The following is a 15,131-nucleotide window of genomic DNA, read 5'->3' on the forward strand; positions in this document are numbered from 1 at the left end:
GGAACTTTTCATGCATATTAAACATCCTCGCTTCGTTTTTTCTTTTTTAGGCATCTGCTTATTATTAGGAATCGTTTGGCTAATAAAGGAGACAAGAATCATTCACATGGTCATCGACGATTTTTTTTCAAAATTTGTCATGCAAGAAGTTGTTGGAACGAGTGACGGGGAAGGGGGGACGATTATTGGCAATTTTGTTGATTGGACGATGATCAAGCAACTCCTATTAGCATTCTCTCTCTTTCTTATTTTTATCGTTTCCTTAATCAACTATTTTATCTATCGCTACTACTCAAGAAAAAAGATTACACAAATCGCTGAAGGCATTCAGCCTTTTTTCTCTGGGTCTACGGAAGCTTCGACTAGAAGTATGCCAATCGATAATGAATTGTTAAAAATAAAAAATACGATGAACCGAAATGAAATCCTCCTAAAGGAAGAAACTCAACGAACAAAGGACTTGATCACTTATTTGGCTCACGACTTGAAGACACCTTTAGCCTCCGTGATCGGCTACCTCAACTTATTATTGGATACAAAGAACTTAACGAACGAACAAATGACTCAGTCTCTGACTATCGCTCTTGAAAAGTCTGAACGGTTGGAAACACTGATGAATGAATTTTTCGATATTACTCGATTCAATCTTCAAGATATCCAATTGTTTAAACGAGAACTTGATTTTGTGTTCTTATTAAAACAAATCCAGGAAGAATTTTACCCGTTGCTGAAAGAAAAAGGACAAGAGGTTCGGTATATCGGACCGGAAAGCTTGAAAATTGAAGCTGATAGTGAACAGTTAGCCAGAGTATTGAATAATCTGTTGAAAAACGCGATCGCCTACGCACCTGAACATACAATGATCACAATGGAACTATCGGTTTCTGAGCACCAAGCAACCTTTATTCTTGCCAATCAAAGTGAGCCCATCGAACAAGAGCAGCTAGAAGCATTATTTGAAAAGTTTTATCGCCTTGATCAAGCCCGTTCAACAAAAACCGGCGGTGCGGGACTAGGTCTAGCGATCGCCAAAGAAATCATTCTGGCTCATCAAGGAACCATTCAAGCTGCCAGCAAAAATAATGAGATCCAGATGTTTGTTACTTTGCCTTTGGGTAATGCAAAAATGAAGGGTTCAGAAAGCAACTAAGTTGAAAAGGACGGTCGATACGATTGGAAAAAATACTTTTAGTTGAAGATGAAAAAGAAATTTCAGACCTAATTCTCTTTTATTTGCAGAACGAGAATTTTTTAGTAACGACTTGCTCTGATGGGAAATCTGCTCAAACACAAATTGAACAAAATACATTTTCACTGGCAATTCTTGACGTGATGCTACCGGACATCTCTGGGTTCGAACTTTGTAAAGAAATCCGAAAAAATCATAACTATCCGATCATCATGTTGACCGCAAAAACCGAGGAAATCGATAAGATTACAGGATTGACGATTGGCGCAGACGATTATATTACGAAGCCCTTTCGCCCATTAGAAGTAATTGCCCGAGTGAAGGCCCAGATTCGGCGATCCACTCAGTACAATGGATTTGATAAACACAAATTGATCGTTAAAGATTTGGTATTAGATGTTGATAAACGAAAATGTTTTTTACAGGAAGAAGAGCTTTTTCTGACACCAATCGAATTTTCCATCTTAAAATTATTGATGGAACGACAGGGACAAGTCATTAGCTCTGAGGAAATGTTTCAAGAAATTTGGGGCGAAAAATATTATACTTCCTCCAATAATACCATCATGGTCCACATTCGAAATTTAAGAGAAAAAATGCATGACACGCACAAGCAGTCTTCCTATATTAAAACGGTTTGGGGCATTGGCTATAAAATTTAAAGCTAAGATCAGAAAGCGTGGCATAAGTCAGGCAGTTTATACGCACAAAAACACAAGGGACATTCGAAAACCAACAAATTTCGAGTGCTCCTTGTATTTTTATCTTCGATGTTTCAACTGATTTTTTTCGTTCGTTTAGCTCAATAGCGTGGCTTAGTGAACGGGATTGTCTGCTTATTTCCAGCGCGCGTCCACTACGATGCCCTTTACTGATTGAAACGTTTTCTAAGAAATGATACTCTAAGGATAACAGATGAAAAAGAGGAGAATAACATATGAGGATCGTAATCGTCGGTGGCTCATTTGCGGGCATTCAGACAGCTATTTCTTTGCGCAACGACTGTCCAGAAAGTGAGATAATCATTATTGAGAAGCAAGCGCGGATAGGCTTTATTCCGAATAGTGTCAATTTGATCTTAAAAGGGGAATTTCATGAAGAAGCGCATCATTATTGGATGACGAAAGAGCAATTGACTCAAGAACATCAGATAGCAGTACGGGTAGAAACAGAAGTGACTGCGCTAAACAGCGATAAAAACCAAATCCAATTAAATGATGGGGAAATATTGTCTTTCGATTTTCTTGTGATTGCGACAGGCTCACAACAACGCTTCCGTTTTAGTACACAAGAAAACGACACGATTTGGACAATCAAAGATCCTAAAACTTCGCAACAATTTCAACAACGTATTGGAAATGCAAAAAAAATCGCAGTGATCGGTGCAGGGCAAGTTGGCTTGGAACTCATCGAAGGATTAGCGAACTTGGGAAAAGAACTTCATCTGTATGAAAGCCAATCGACAGTTTTATTTCGATATTTTGATCCAGAGATGATCAAGCCGTTGTATCGCGAGCTGAACAATCGAGGTATTCGATATTTCTTAAATGAACAAGTACAAGAAATCATTGAAGCAGAACAAACAAAGATCTTCACGGAAAAAAGAAGTGAGACGTATGATTTAGTCTTGTTAGCAAATTACACACGACCAGATAATCAATTATGGGAAGAATCCTTGCAATTGAATGATGATGGGACGATCTGGGTAAATGACTACCTGCAAACATCGCAGGAAAATATTTATGCGATCGGCGATGCCATCCAAGTAACCTATCGACCAACGCAAGAAAAGATGTACGTGTCTTTAGTCAACAATGCGATTCGAACAGCGAAGATCGCCAGTAAAAATATCAGTGGGCAACAAAAGAAGGATTTAGGTACGTATCGTCCCATCGGTAATCACTGGTTCGGACATTATTTTGGGAGTGTCGGTTTAACAGAAAGCGAAAGTATCTTTTATGCTGGGGAAATCAACACACAATATTTAACGACCAGAGCTTCTGCTGCGAATCAGGAGTTAATCCAAATAAAAGTGCTATTGACGGAAGAAGGAAAACTGATTGGCGCGCAATGTCATAGCCAAGCAGTGATTTTCTATCTTTTAGATCGACTGACTTTAGCAGTTGAGGAAGGATGGACACTCGCAGATCTGGAAGCGCGCGAATTCTTCTTTCAACCAGAGTATCGAGCGCCAACAGCTCTTGTAAAGGTGGTTGATTCTTTCGATGAAGATTGAAGAATTTTTAGAAAAAAAAGAGCAAATCCAAATTGAGATTTTACGAATGCTTGTATTAGAAGGTGGTTCCGCTTCAATCAATGAGTTGCGCTCCTCTGTGAAATTATCAAAATCTGCCTTCGACCAATATATCGAAGACCTTGAATTGATCGGTCGTATGATGAAAACAAAGATTTCTGTCCGAAAAAATGAATTTCAAGTCGTCCTTGAATTAGATGAGCATACGAGTTTAGAAAAAATCATGCTTTTTTTGGTACAACAAAGCGTGAAATATCAGATCTTGACGTATCTTCTTGAACACCAACAAGCTTCAAGTGTTCGTTTGGCAACAGCTTTTACGATCAGTGAATCCTCTGTCTTTAGAAAAACCAAAGAATTGAATCAGCTATTGAAAGAGTTCTCTCTACAGATAAAGAATGGACAAATCCAAGGAGAAGAACTCCAGATCCGTTATTTTTATTATTCCTTATTTCAATTTTTCCCAGAGGCACAAAGACCACAGTATTTACAAGATACTCCAGATAAGCGTCCGTTGATAGTAGGATTGGCGCATGTGTTGAATACAACTTTTTCCCCACAATCATCGACAAAAATTGCGACATGGATCGGTATTACACGGAAAAGGTTACTGTCAGATAAGATAAAGTTTTCTAGTACAAAAGAGAAAAAAGAAATATACCAAGAGGATCAACTGTACCAGACCATCCATCCGGTGATTTCCATATATCTTAGTCGAACAGCAGCTGATGTTACGGCGTATGAGTCGATGATGTTTTATAGTTTTCTCGTTACTTTCTCGGTACTGGAGGAAGAGACATTTTATCAATACGAGTTGACTCGTAGCAAAAAGTTACCTACAGCGGTGTTGGATACGTATATTCGAGAAACCATGCTGTGGCATTATCGACCAAGGCGTCTAAAAATCAAGGAAGAGAAAACAATTGGGTACCACTTGGCACAAATCAATAATGAGTTATACTTTTTTTCTGGCTATTTAACAATCTATGATCCGCCACACCTACTCATCCAACAACAACGCATGTTGGGTGATTCGTTGACTCAATTACTTGAACGATTGAAAAAAACGACAGTCGAACAGCTTCCTATGAAAAAATTGACCAATCAAGTTTTGGATAATCTGATGAGTCAATACGCGAATATTTTGATGATGATCGATTTCTATATTGAAAAATCTGTGGTTATTGGCATTGATCTACACTCCTTGCCGATCTATCGAGTTGCTTTCCAACAGTTCTTGATTCGAGAGTTAAAGGGGATCAGCGGGATCGTGATCGAAGAAGTCCAACCAGAAAAAAGTTATGATTTTGTGATCACCTTCAATCAGGATAAAAAAGGTCAAGAGTACTATTATCTATCGGAGTTTGCTTCAAGTTATGATATTTTAAGGTTAAAGCAAAAAATCGAGCAAGAAAAAAAAGCCAAAAATTAAAAAACTGTCAAAAAAAAAGTGAATTGCTATTTTTTTGGCAGTTTCTACTCCTTAAATAGGTGTACCATAAAAGTAGTTAAAGAAAGCGTTTGCAAAAATGGAGGAGATCATAATGACAGAATCAACGTATATCATGGCGATTGACCAAGGGACAACAAGCTCACGAGCGATTATCTTTGATAAAAAAGGAAGACACATCGGTAGTTCCCAAAAGGAATTCACACAATATTTTCCCCGGGAAAGCTGGGTAGAACATGATGCGAATGAAATCTGGAACTCCGTACAATCAGTTATCGCAGGTGCGTTTATTGAATCTGGTATCAAGCCAACACAAATCGCCGGTATCGGTATCACGAACCAACGTGAAACAACAGTGATTTGGGAAAAAGATACAGGACGCCCGATTTATCATGCTGTAGTGTGGCAATCGCGTCAATCCGCTAGTATTGCTAACAAATTAAAAGAAGACGGACACCAAGAGTTTTTCCATGAAAAAACTGGTTTAGTCATTGATGCGTATTTCTCTGCTACTAAGATTCGCTGGATCTTAGACCATGTAGAAGGTGCACAAGAGCGAGCAGAAAAAGGCGAGTTGATGTTTGGAACGATCGATTCATGGCTTGTTTGGAAGTTGACAGATGGACAAGCTCATGTAACCGATTACTCGAATGCGAGTCGTACAATGTTGTTCAATATCCATGAATTGGATTGGGATCAAGAAATCTTAGATCTACTGAATATTCCACGAGTGATGTTACCGAAAGTAACCTCAAATTCAGAGGTTTACGGTTATACACAAGGGTACCATTTCTATGGTAGTGAAGCACCGATTTCTGGTATGGCAGGAGACCAACAAGCAGCCTTATTCGGTCAAATGGCTTTTGAGCCAGGAATGGTCAAAAATACGTATGGTACAGGTTCATTTATTGTGATGAACACAGGTGAAAAGCCACAATTATCTAAAAACAATCTGTTGACGACGATTGGTTACGGAATAAATGGAAAGGTTTACTATGCGCTAGAAGGTAGTATCTTCGTAGCCGGTTCCTCGATCCAATGGTTACGTGATGGTCTGCAAATGCTACAAAAAGCGAGTGATTCAGAAGATGCAGCGAAGCGTTCGACTAGTGATGACGAAGTTTACGTCGTACCTGCTTTTGTTGGACTTGGCGCTCCTTACTGGGATCAAGCAGCACGTGGCTCTATGTTTGGTCTTACTCGAGGAACAACAAAAGAGGATATCATCAAGGCGACACTACAATCCATTGCCTACCAAGTTCGAGATATCATCGATACGATGCAAGATGATACAGGCATCCAGATTCCTGTGTTAAAAGTCGATGGAGGTGCAGCCAATAATGAATACTTGATGCAGTTCCAAACCGATATCTTGAATGTACCGATCCAACGTGCCGGTAACTTGGAGACCACTGCATTAGGTGCTGCCTTTCTTGCAGGATTAGCAGTTGGTTATTGGAAAGATACGGATGAAATTCGTGAGTTTTACGAAGCTGGTAAAATCTTCGAGGCGGAAATGCCAGAAGAGCGTAGAGAAAAACTTTACACTGGTTGGAAAAAAGCCGTGAAAGCAACTCAAGCATTTGAGTAAAGGGAGGGAACACAAGATGTTTTCAAAAAAAACAAGACAAGATAACATTGACCACATGAAACAAGAAGAATTAGATCTTTTGATTATCGGGGGCGGAATCACTGGTGCAGGTGTAGCAATCCAAGCAGCTGCTTCAGGTATTAAAACCGGTTTGATCGAAATGCAGGATTTTGCAGAAGGAACGTCTTCACGCTCAACCAAGTTAGTTCATGGGGGGATTCGTTACCTAAAAACGTTTGACGTTGAAGTGGTAGCAGATACAGTAGGAGAACGTGCAGTGGTACAACAAGTGGCACCGCATATCCCTAAACCAGATCCGATGTTATTGCCGATTTATGAAGGAGAAGGCGCAACGACATTCAATATGTTTTCTGTAAAAGTAGCGATGGATCTTTATGATAAATTAGCAAAAGTAACTGGAACGAAGTATGAAAACTATACGTTGACACCTGAAGAAGTTCTTGAACGTGAGCCGTTTCTTAAAAAAGATGGCTTAACAGGTGCCGGTGTTTACTTGGATTTCCGGAATAATGATTCCCGTTTAGTGATCGATAATATCAAAAAAGCGGCAGAAGACGGAGCATATCTGGTCAGCAAAATGAAAGCTACCGGTTTTATCTATGAAGGTGACCAGATCATCGGAGTCAAAGCGCGTGATTTGTTAAGTGATGAAGTCATTGAGATCCGAGCAAAAGTAGTGATCAACACAAGTGGACCATGGGTGGACAAGATCCGTAACCTGAACTTCAAGCGTGCGATCTCACCAAAAATGCGTCCGACAAAAGGCGTCCATTTAGTAGTAGACGCGAAGAAACTGCCTGTGCCACAGCCTACTTATTTCGATACAGGAAAACAAGATGGTCGGATGGTCTTTGCGATTCCTCGTGAAAACAAAACGTATTTTGGGACAACAGATACCGATTACCAAGGCGATTTTACAGACCCACAAGTAACACAGGAAGATGTGGATTACTTACTAGATGTGATCAATCATCGTTATCCAGAAGCAAATATCACTTTGGCTGATATCGAATCAAGTTGGGCAGGATTACGTCCGTTATTGATCGGCAATGCCGGTTCTGACTACAACGGTGGTGACAACGGTTCGATCTCAGATAAAAGTTTCCGTAAAGTTGTTGATACGGTGACGGATTACAAAGAAAGTAAGGTATCACGAGTAGAAGTCGAAGATGTGTTGAATCATTTAGAAAGTAGTCGTGATGAAAAAGCACCATCCACTGTTTCTCGCGGTAGTTCATTAGAACGTGAACCAGATGGACTAGTTACTTTATCTGGTGGTAAAATCACCGATTATCGCAAAATGGCAGAAGGCGCGATGAAATTGATCCGTCAACTGTTACAAGAAGAGTATGGTGTAACTGTAAAAGAGATTGATTCCAAGACTTATTCGATCTCAGGCGGCGATTTTGATCCGACGAAACAAGAAGAAATGGTCGAAGAATATACAAAAATCGGTGTGGAAGCAGGTCTTGATGAAAAAGATGCTGCATATATCGCAGATTTCTACGGAACAAATGCGAAACACATCTTTGAATTAGCGAAAGAAATGAGTCCTTATCCAGGATTGACTTTGGCAGAATCTGCACGTTTGCGTTACGGTTTAGAAAACGAAATGGTCTTAGTTCCAGGTGACTATTTGATTCGCCGTACCAACCATCTACTTTTTGAAAGAGATCAGTTAGATGCCATCAAACAACCGATCATTGATGCGATTGCTGCATACTTTGAATGGACAGATGAAGAAAAAGAACGTGAAACGCAACATTTAGAGCAACTGATCGCTGAGTCAGACTTACGTGACCTGAAAGGAGAAAAATAAAATGAATGCAGACATGACCCAAATCATGGGAGAATTTATTGGAACGATGATTTTGATCCTTTTAGGGGACGGCGTATGTGCGGCAGTTAATTTAAACAAAAGTAAAGCGCAAGCCTCCGGTTGGATCGTCATTGCATTTGGTTGGGCAATGGCTGTGACGATGGCAGTATTTATTTCAGGATTCATGGGACCCGCTCATTTAAATCCTGCGGTAACACTTGGGATGGCAATGACAGGGGCAATCGGTTGGAATTTGGTTTTCCCATTCATCATCGCGCAATTACTAGGTGCGATCGTCGGTGCGGTACTTGTTTGGTTATCTTATTTGCCACATTGGTCAGCGACAAAGGATCAAGGGGCAATCTTAGGAACCTTTGCGACTGGACCAGCCATCCGCAACTATCCTGCTAACTTTATTACAGAGTTGATCGGTACGTTCGTTTTAGTCTTAGGACTATTGGCATTTGGCCAAACAGAATTTGCGGGTGGAACAAATGTCTTTGCTGTTGGAGGATTGATTTTAGCTATCGGGTTATCACTAGGTGGTTCAACAGGATATGCGATCAATCCAGCTCGTGATCTAGGTCCACGTATCGCTCATGCGATTTTACCAATCGCTAATAAAGGTGGTTCTGACTGGGGTTATTCATGGGTACCGATTGCAGGACCAATGGTTGGGGCAATCGTCGCAGTAGGCATGTACACGTTGATGGTTTAATGAAATAAATTTTCTATATTAAAATAAATGGTTCTCTTGGTCGTTATTCACAAACCAAGAGAACCATTTTTAATTGATCAGTCAAGTCATAATAACAAGAGAGTCGATAAACTTACATCAAGCTTTGATAGATGTCGATGATCTCTAACACGTTCGTTTCTCTTGGATTTCCTGGGGTACAGACATCATTGAACGCATCTTCAGCAATTTTTGCAATATCCGCTTCTTTGACTCCTAGTTCGGAGATCGTCGCAGGAATACCAACTTTTTTCGACAAAGCATCAATCGCTTCGCAAGCGGCATCACGAATGTCCTCGATGGAACGAGATTCTGCGTCTTTGATGTTCAACGCCTTCGCGATTTCTCGATATTTATTGCCTGTAAACTCTTTATTGTATTTCATGACTGTTGGTAATAAGGCAGCGCAAGCGACACCGTGGGGGATGTCATACCATGCGGATAAAGGATGCGCCATTCCATGGACAAGGCCTAACCCAACATTTGAAAAACCCATTCCTGCCAGGTACTGTCCTAAAGCCATATCTTCTCGGCCTTTTGGATCACCATTCACGGAATCGGCTAAACTACGACCGATGATCTCAATGGCTTTGAGATGGAACATGTCACTCATTTCCCATGCGCCTTTCGTGATCAACCCCTCGATAGCATGAGTCATCGCATCCATCCCAGTTGCCGCACATAAGGCTTTCGGCATCCCCATCATCAGATCGCTATCAACAAAGGCAACGATTGGAATATCATGGGGGTCGACACAGACAAATTTACGTGAACGCTCTTTGTCTGTGATCACATAATTGATCGTGACTTCAGCCGCCGTACCAGAAGTAGTTGGAACAGCTAAGATCGGCAAGCTTGGATGTTTTGTATCTGCCACACCTTCTAGACTACGGACATCAGAAAACTCTGGATTCGTTACGATGATTCCAATGGCTTTGGCTGTGTCGATCGGCGAACCTCCGCCAATTGCCAGGATCACATCCGCTTTTGCTTCTTGAACGAAAGTCACGCCCTCTTTGACATTCTCGATCGTTGGATTAGGTACGATACCGTCGTAGATTTCATAAGCAATCTCTGCCTCATCTAATAAGGTGGTGACTTTTGCTACGACACCGATTTTATGCAGCTCTTTATCAGTGATCACCACTGCTTTTTTGAAATTTCTGGCATGAAATTCCGTTGGGATAGCTGCAATAGCCCCTTTTCCATGATAGGATGTTTCATTTAAAATCATTCGATTTGCCATTTGGTTTACTCTCCTTTAGGTAGGTCGGTTTCAGAAATTATATATTCTGGTGGATAACGCAGTTTTTTGAAATAATAGGTGCGATCTTTTTTATTGAATGTCCGCACCACACGGCAAGGATTTCCTACTGCTAAAGAATTAGCTGGAATATCCTTCGTGACGACACTTCCTGCCCCAATCACTACATGATCACCGATTGTCACCCCGGGCAGTATGGATGTATTTGCTCCGATCCAGACGTTGTCGCCGATCGTAACAGGCGCCCCAAATTCTGCTTGGTGCTCTTGTCGTAAAACAGGATCTAAGGCATGGCCGGCTGTGTAGATCCCAACATTTGGGGCAAGTAAGACATCCTTACCAATCGTGATCGGAGCAACATCAAGTAACGTGCAATTATTATTGGCTAAAAAGTTTTCTCCAACGGTGATGTTGATTCCATAGTCGCAATGAAAGGGTTGTTCAACAAAGAGTTTGTCCCCAGTTTGCTTGAACATTTTTTTGATCAATTGCTGACGTTCAGATAATTTTCGAGGATGGATATGATTGAATTCATAAAGGAGATCTCTCGTGACCAAACGAAGCTGCAATAATTCTTCATCTTGACGATAGACCTCACCAGCAATCATTTTTTCGACATTGGATTTCATTTTGCACCTCATGATTGCTAATCGTTCAAATAACCAGCACGGGGGACAACCCCAAACGCATCAGCCAGTAATTTCAAATTGTCATCTTCTAACGTTTGTTTGATGCCACCTTGGGCCATAACGATCGTATAGACTTGTGCGGCTTTTTCAGCTGTTTCAATCAATCCAAATGTTTCATCCATGTCTTTTCCAGAGCCATAGATCCCATGTTGTGGCCAAACGACCAAACGCGTTTCTTTCATTTTTACAGCAGTTGCTTCGCCGATTTCATTCGAACCGGGAACTAACCATGGAATGACCGAGATACCTTCTGGGAAGACAACTAGGCACTCTGTACACATTTGCCATAATGTACGTGTAAATTCGCGTTCAGAAAGTGGATGGCTAAAAGTCATGGCTAACAAGTGTGTTGCGTGACAATGCATGACGATGCGGTTATCTGGATCGACACTCAATCGAGCGATATGGCTCATAAAATGACTTGGCAATTCAGAAGTGGGAACAGCGTCAGGGGCTAATCCCCACAAAATATCGATTGCGTGACCATCTCCGGTCACACGGATCAATCCAAGATTTTCTTCTGGTGCTGCCTGTACATTTTTAAAATATTTTCCAGACCCTGTCACTAAGAAATATCTTCCGGCTAATTGTTGGGCATCAAATGGCAACGGCAGTGTTCGTAAGACTTTCACAGGGTCGATAAAAGGTAAGACTTGCGCTTCTTCTAATAAATAGGTGATATTCCCACCATTACGTTCATCCCATCCTAGGCGGTACATATTGGTTGTTGCTTGAATCATCTCTTGTACAAATGGAGCAGTGAGCATCGCTAATTTTTTCACGAGTGAGACCTCTTTTCTTTTTCTGATGAATAGAAGGAACATGTAGTATGGTTATTTTGTAAATAAACAGAAAGAACCTCAAAATCAGTTAGACGGATTCTCGAAGGCTTCTGTTGATAGGTGAGGGGCTTTTTTACAACTTGATAGATAGTGTTCATGAAGCAACACTTCGGTCATAAGCCAGAAAAATCAAAAATGAAACAGCCATTTTCGCTTTTCCTGGCTTATGCCTTAGTGCTGAACGCTTCTTTCACGATCTGATAAACGGTGTTCAAGAAGCTGACCTTCAACATTAAGCTAAAAAATCATAAAATATGAGGAGCTATTTTTTGATTTTCTATCTTACTGCTCAGGTCAGAACGCTTCTTTCACGACCTATGATAAACGGTGTTCGAAAGCCAGCTCCTTCAATATTAAGTCAAAAATTGAAAAAATATGAGGAACTATTTTCTCGATTTTCGTCTTAATACTCGGAGCTGAACGGCTTTCTTACAACCTCTGATAAACGGTGTTCAAGAAGCTGACCTTCAACATTAAGCTAAAAAATCGTAAAATATGAGAAGCTATTTTTCGATTTTCTATCTTACTGCTCAGGTCAGAACGCTTCTTTCACGACCTCTTACTTTGTACGTCTTTTTCGTATTGTAGGACTTCTTGGTACCAGTCCATGCCTACTGGGACGTTGTTGATTTCACAGAAGTAATTCCAAACGTCGGCGTATGGGAAGTCTTTTAATTCTTCAGTGAAGGCTAAGCGTTTGGTGAAGTCGAAGTTTAGTTCGGCTTCTTTTAATTCTTCGATTGGTTCAAGCATGGCTTTTAACAATGCTTTTTGGGTGTTTCTTGTACCGATTGCCCATGCGGCGATTCGGTTGATGGTTGCGTCAAAGAAATCGAGACCGATCGCTGTTTTTTCAAGTAACTGATTGCGGACTAATTCTTTGCCGATTTCTTGTAATTCATCATCCATGATCACCACATGGTCTGAATCCCAACGCACAGGACGAGAGACGTGAAGCATGATCCCTTTTGAGAATAAGGCTAAAGACGAAAGTTTGTTGGAGATGACTTCAGTTGGATGGAAGTGTCCTGCGTCTAGACAGATCAATTTGTTACGTGTCAAGCCATAGCCCATATAAAATTCGTGTGAACCTACTGTGTAAGCTTCGGCACCAAGTCCGAATAGTTTGGATTCCACGGCATCTTGCGTATATTCTTCATTGAGTTCTTCTGAGAAAATCTCATCTAAAGATTCCATCAACCGATGGCGTGGAGATAGGCGGTCGATTGGATTGTCTTTCATTCCATCAGGCATCCAAAAATTATCGATACAGGTTTGTCCGATTTCTTTTCCCATATACTCGGCGATTTTACGAGCGCGTTTCCCATGTTCGATCCAGTAATCCCGTACTTCTTTGTCTGGATGAGCAAGTGTCAAGCCATCTTTCATCATTGGATGAGAGAAGAAGGTCGGGTTGAAATCAAGACCGATACCTTGTTCTTTTGCCCATGCGACCCATTTCTCGAAATGTTTTGGTTCGATCTCATTTAAATCGACTGGTTCATCTGTATCTAGATACATGGCATGTAAATTCAATTTATGATTCCCAGGGATCAATGAGAAGGCTTTTTCTAAATCTTGGCGTAATTGATCCGGCGTATGTGCGGCTCCAGGATAGTTCCCTGTAGCCATGATGCCACCAGTCAGTTCTCCATCTGGTGTCAAGAATCCTTTGACATCATCGCCTTGCCAACAATGCATTGAAATCTTCACTTCTGCGAGTTTCTGCAAGACTTCCTCGGTATCAACACCGATACTCGCATATTTTGCTTTGGCTTCTTCGTAACGTTCTTTGACATTCATCATATTGAATCTCTCCTTTTATATTAAAAATTCTTTGTATCTAGCAAGTGCTTGTGTCATTTCCTCGGTATGTCGAGGGTGAAAAGTGGCTAATGAAACGGAATCTCTGATTGCTTCACGCGCCAGTTGCAACGTACCGTAGCCGTTCGTAGCAATCATTTGGACCATTAGATTGCCAATAGCGGTCGCTTCATCTGGTCCTGCTTCGACTTCGATATTGCAAATATCGGCTGTCAGCTGATTAAGGAAGGTATTGTTTGAACCCCCACCGACGATGTGTAAATGATGAAATTCTTTTCCGGTGATCCGTGCTAAGTTCTCTAGTTCGACAGCGTAGCATAGAGCTAAATTGTCATAGATACAGCGAGCCAGCTGACCAGGGGTTTGAGGGATAGATTGGTTTGTTTCTTTACAATAATCTTGTAATTCTTGAATCATATTTTGGGGATTCAAGAAACGTGGGTCGTTGACATTGATCAGTTGTTGGAAAGGCGCTTCTTGTGCGGCCATTTCTGCTAATTCAGCAAAGCTGTAGGTGCCATCTTGTAGGCGAGCTACTTCTTGGATCAACCACATCCCCATGATATTTTTTAAGAAGCGAATGGTTCCTTGGACGCCCCATTCATTTGTAAAATTAGCATCAAAAGCTTCTTTCGTAGAAATCCCTTCAGGAATCTCCACGCCCATCAATGACCAAGTGCCAGAACTGATATATGCCCAATCTTTGCCAGTCGCGGGTGTGCCGACGACTGCTGAAGCAGTGTCGTGAGAAGCAATCGTGATGAAGGTCGCTTTTGGCAGATCATAGGTCGGGAATTGGGTGGTTTGTAATTCGCCTAGAATCTGTCCGGGTTCGGTGATTCGTGGAAAAAGGGTCGCGTCGATGCCTAGAACTGCTAAAATATCAGGATCCCATTTCCGTGTTTCTAAGTTCAGAAGCTGCATAGTAGATGCATTAGTCTTTTCAGTGACTGCTTCTCCAGTGAAGAGGTAACCGAGTAGATCAGGCATCAATAGCAAGCGATGGGCATTTGTTAAAGTTTCTTTTTCTTCAACAAGTAATTGAAACACCGTGTTGAATGGTTGCAGTTGGATACCTGTTTTTTGGTAAAGTTCATCTAGTGGCATGTTTTGTTCAAATTGTGGGATGGCATCTTTCGTTCGCTCATCACGATAGCTTGTCGGGGCGTCGATCAAATGACCATCAACATCAAGCAAGCCATAATCGACACCCCACGTATCGATGCCGACATAACATTCTGCGATACCTTGTTGCTTGGCTTTTTCCAAACCTTTTAAGATTTCAGTGACTAGGTGTGTGAGCGGCCACTTTGCGACACCATCGATTTTTTCAAATCCATTTTTGAAGCGATGGACTTCCTGTAAGTCAAAACGGCCTAATTCATTAAGATTGGCATGGATCAAACGACCACTTGAAGCGCCAATGTCGATAGCAAGATAATTCATCAAAAT

12 protein-coding genes are annotated in these 15,131 nt (G+C 41.2%); 7 read left to right on the top strand and 5 right to left on the bottom strand.

What is annotated here, in order from left to right:
* Positions 1-10: 10 nt before the first annotated feature.
* The 7 genes from I2F89_RS02675 to I2F89_RS02705 all read left to right on the top strand — a co-directional run bounded on the left by I2F89_RS02675 (position 11) and on the right by I2F89_RS02705 (position 9,042).
* Positions 11-1,150 carry a sensor histidine kinase gene (locus I2F89_RS02675; protein WP_195513400.1) on the top strand — a complete coding sequence of 380 codons (1,140 nt, stop codon included), beginning with the start codon at positions 11-13 and terminating at the stop codon, positions 1,148-1,150.
* A 23-nt stretch (positions 1,151-1,173) separates the two neighbouring features.
* Positions 1,174-1,851, top strand: coding sequence for a response regulator transcription factor (locus I2F89_RS02680; RefSeq protein ID WP_195513401.1), 678 nt, complete (start codon positions 1,174-1,176; stop codon positions 1,849-1,851).
* A 275-nt stretch (positions 1,852-2,126) separates the two neighbouring features.
* The gene (locus I2F89_RS02685) at positions 2,127-3,425 is read left to right on the top strand and encodes an NAD(P)/FAD-dependent oxidoreductase (RefSeq protein WP_195513403.1); all 1,299 of its coding nucleotides are present in this window, start codon (positions 2,127-2,129) and stop codon (positions 3,423-3,425) included.
* Positions 3,415-4,875, top strand: coding sequence for a helix-turn-helix domain-containing protein (locus tag I2F89_RS02690; protein ID WP_195513405.1), 1,461 nt, complete (start codon positions 3,415-3,417; stop codon positions 4,873-4,875). The genes I2F89_RS02685 and I2F89_RS02690 overlap by 11 nt, the downstream gene beginning before the upstream one ends.
* 112 nt (positions 4,876-4,987) lie before the next feature.
* Positions 4,988-6,484: a glycerol kinase GlpK gene (gene glpK, locus I2F89_RS02695; protein ID WP_071866586.1), complete on the top strand. Its 1,497-nt coding sequence runs from the start codon at positions 4,988-4,990 to the stop codon at positions 6,482-6,484.
* A 16-nt stretch (positions 6,485-6,500) separates the two neighbouring features.
* Positions 6,501-8,324, top strand: coding sequence for a type 1 glycerol-3-phosphate oxidase (gene glpO, locus I2F89_RS02700; RefSeq protein WP_071866587.1), 1,824 nt, complete (start codon positions 6,501-6,503; stop codon positions 8,322-8,324).
* Position 8,325: 1 nt separating this feature from the next.
* Entirely contained in the window at positions 8,326-9,042 is a 717-nt protein-coding gene (locus I2F89_RS02705; RefSeq protein ID WP_010736418.1) for an MIP/aquaporin family protein, read from the top strand.
* Between the two features lie 112 nt (positions 9,043-9,154).
* On the opposite strand, the gene fucO is transcribed toward I2F89_RS02705, so the two are convergent.
* The 5 genes from fucO to rhaB form a co-directional block, all read right to left on the bottom strand.
* Entirely contained in the window at positions 9,155-10,306 is a 1,152-nt protein-coding gene (gene fucO, locus I2F89_RS02710) for a lactaldehyde reductase (protein WP_195513407.1), read from the bottom strand.
* Between the two features lie 5 nt (positions 10,307-10,311).
* On the bottom strand, positions 10,312-10,953 hold the full coding sequence (locus I2F89_RS02715) for a sugar O-acetyltransferase (RefSeq protein ID WP_108145506.1): 642 nt from the start codon (positions 10,951-10,953) through the stop codon (positions 10,312-10,314).
* 17 nt (positions 10,954-10,970) lie between these two features.
* The gene (gene rhaD / locus I2F89_RS02720) at positions 10,971-11,795 is read right to left on the bottom strand and encodes a rhamnulose-1-phosphate aldolase (RefSeq protein ID WP_195513408.1); all 825 of its coding nucleotides are present in this window, start codon (positions 11,793-11,795) and stop codon (positions 10,971-10,973) included.
* 609 nt (positions 11,796-12,404) lie between these two features.
* Positions 12,405-13,661 carry an L-rhamnose isomerase gene (gene rhaA, locus I2F89_RS02725; RefSeq protein ID WP_195513410.1) on the bottom strand — a complete coding sequence of 419 codons (1,257 nt, stop codon included), beginning with the start codon at positions 13,659-13,661 and terminating at the stop codon, positions 12,405-12,407.
* A gap of 15 nt (positions 13,662-13,676) precedes the next feature.
* Positions 13,677-15,125 carry a rhamnulokinase gene (gene rhaB, locus I2F89_RS02730; RefSeq protein WP_195513412.1) on the bottom strand — a complete coding sequence of 483 codons (1,449 nt, stop codon included), beginning with the start codon at positions 15,123-15,125 and terminating at the stop codon, positions 13,677-13,679.
* Between the last annotated feature and the right edge of the window lie 6 nt (positions 15,126-15,131).

The organism is Enterococcus sp. 1001283B150225_161107_E12, assembly GCF_015556925.1.
Lineage (GTDB): Bacteria > Bacillota > Bacilli > Lactobacillales > Enterococcaceae > Enterococcus_B > Enterococcus_B mundtii.

Excerpts from the sequence above, each read along its gene's own strand:
- I2F89_RS02715 (WP_108145506.1), bottom strand. The coding sequence starts at position 10,953 with ATGAAATCCAATGTCGAAAAAATGATTGCTGGTGAGGTCTATCGTCAA.
- glpK (WP_071866586.1), top strand. The coding sequence starts at position 4,988 with ATGACAGAATCAACGTATATCATGGCGATTGACCAAGGGACAACAAGC.
- I2F89_RS02685 (WP_195513403.1), top strand. The coding sequence starts at position 2,127 with ATGAGGATCGTAATCGTCGGTGGCTCATTTGCGGGCATTCAGACAGCT.
- glpO (WP_071866587.1), top strand. The coding sequence starts at position 6,501 with ATGTTTTCAAAAAAAACAAGACAAGATAACATTGACCACATGAAACAA.
- I2F89_RS02705 (WP_010736418.1), top strand. The coding sequence starts at position 8,326 with ATGAATGCAGACATGACCCAAATCATGGGAGAATTTATTGGAACGATG.
- fucO (WP_195513407.1), bottom strand. The coding sequence starts at position 10,306 with ATGGCAAATCGAATGATTTTAAATGAAACATCCTATCATGGAAAAGGG.
- I2F89_RS02690 (WP_195513405.1), top strand. The coding sequence starts at position 3,415 with ATGAAGATTGAAGAATTTTTAGAAAAAAAAGAGCAAATCCAAATTGAG.
- rhaB (WP_195513412.1), bottom strand. The coding sequence starts at position 15,125 with ATGAATTATCTTGCTATCGACATTGGCGCTTCAAGTGGTCGTTTGATC.
- rhaA (WP_195513410.1), bottom strand. The coding sequence starts at position 13,661 with ATGATGAATGTCAAAGAACGTTACGAAGAAGCCAAAGCAAAATATGCG.
- I2F89_RS02675 (WP_195513400.1), top strand. The coding sequence starts at position 11 with ATGCATATTAAACATCCTCGCTTCGTTTTTTCTTTTTTAGGCATCTGC.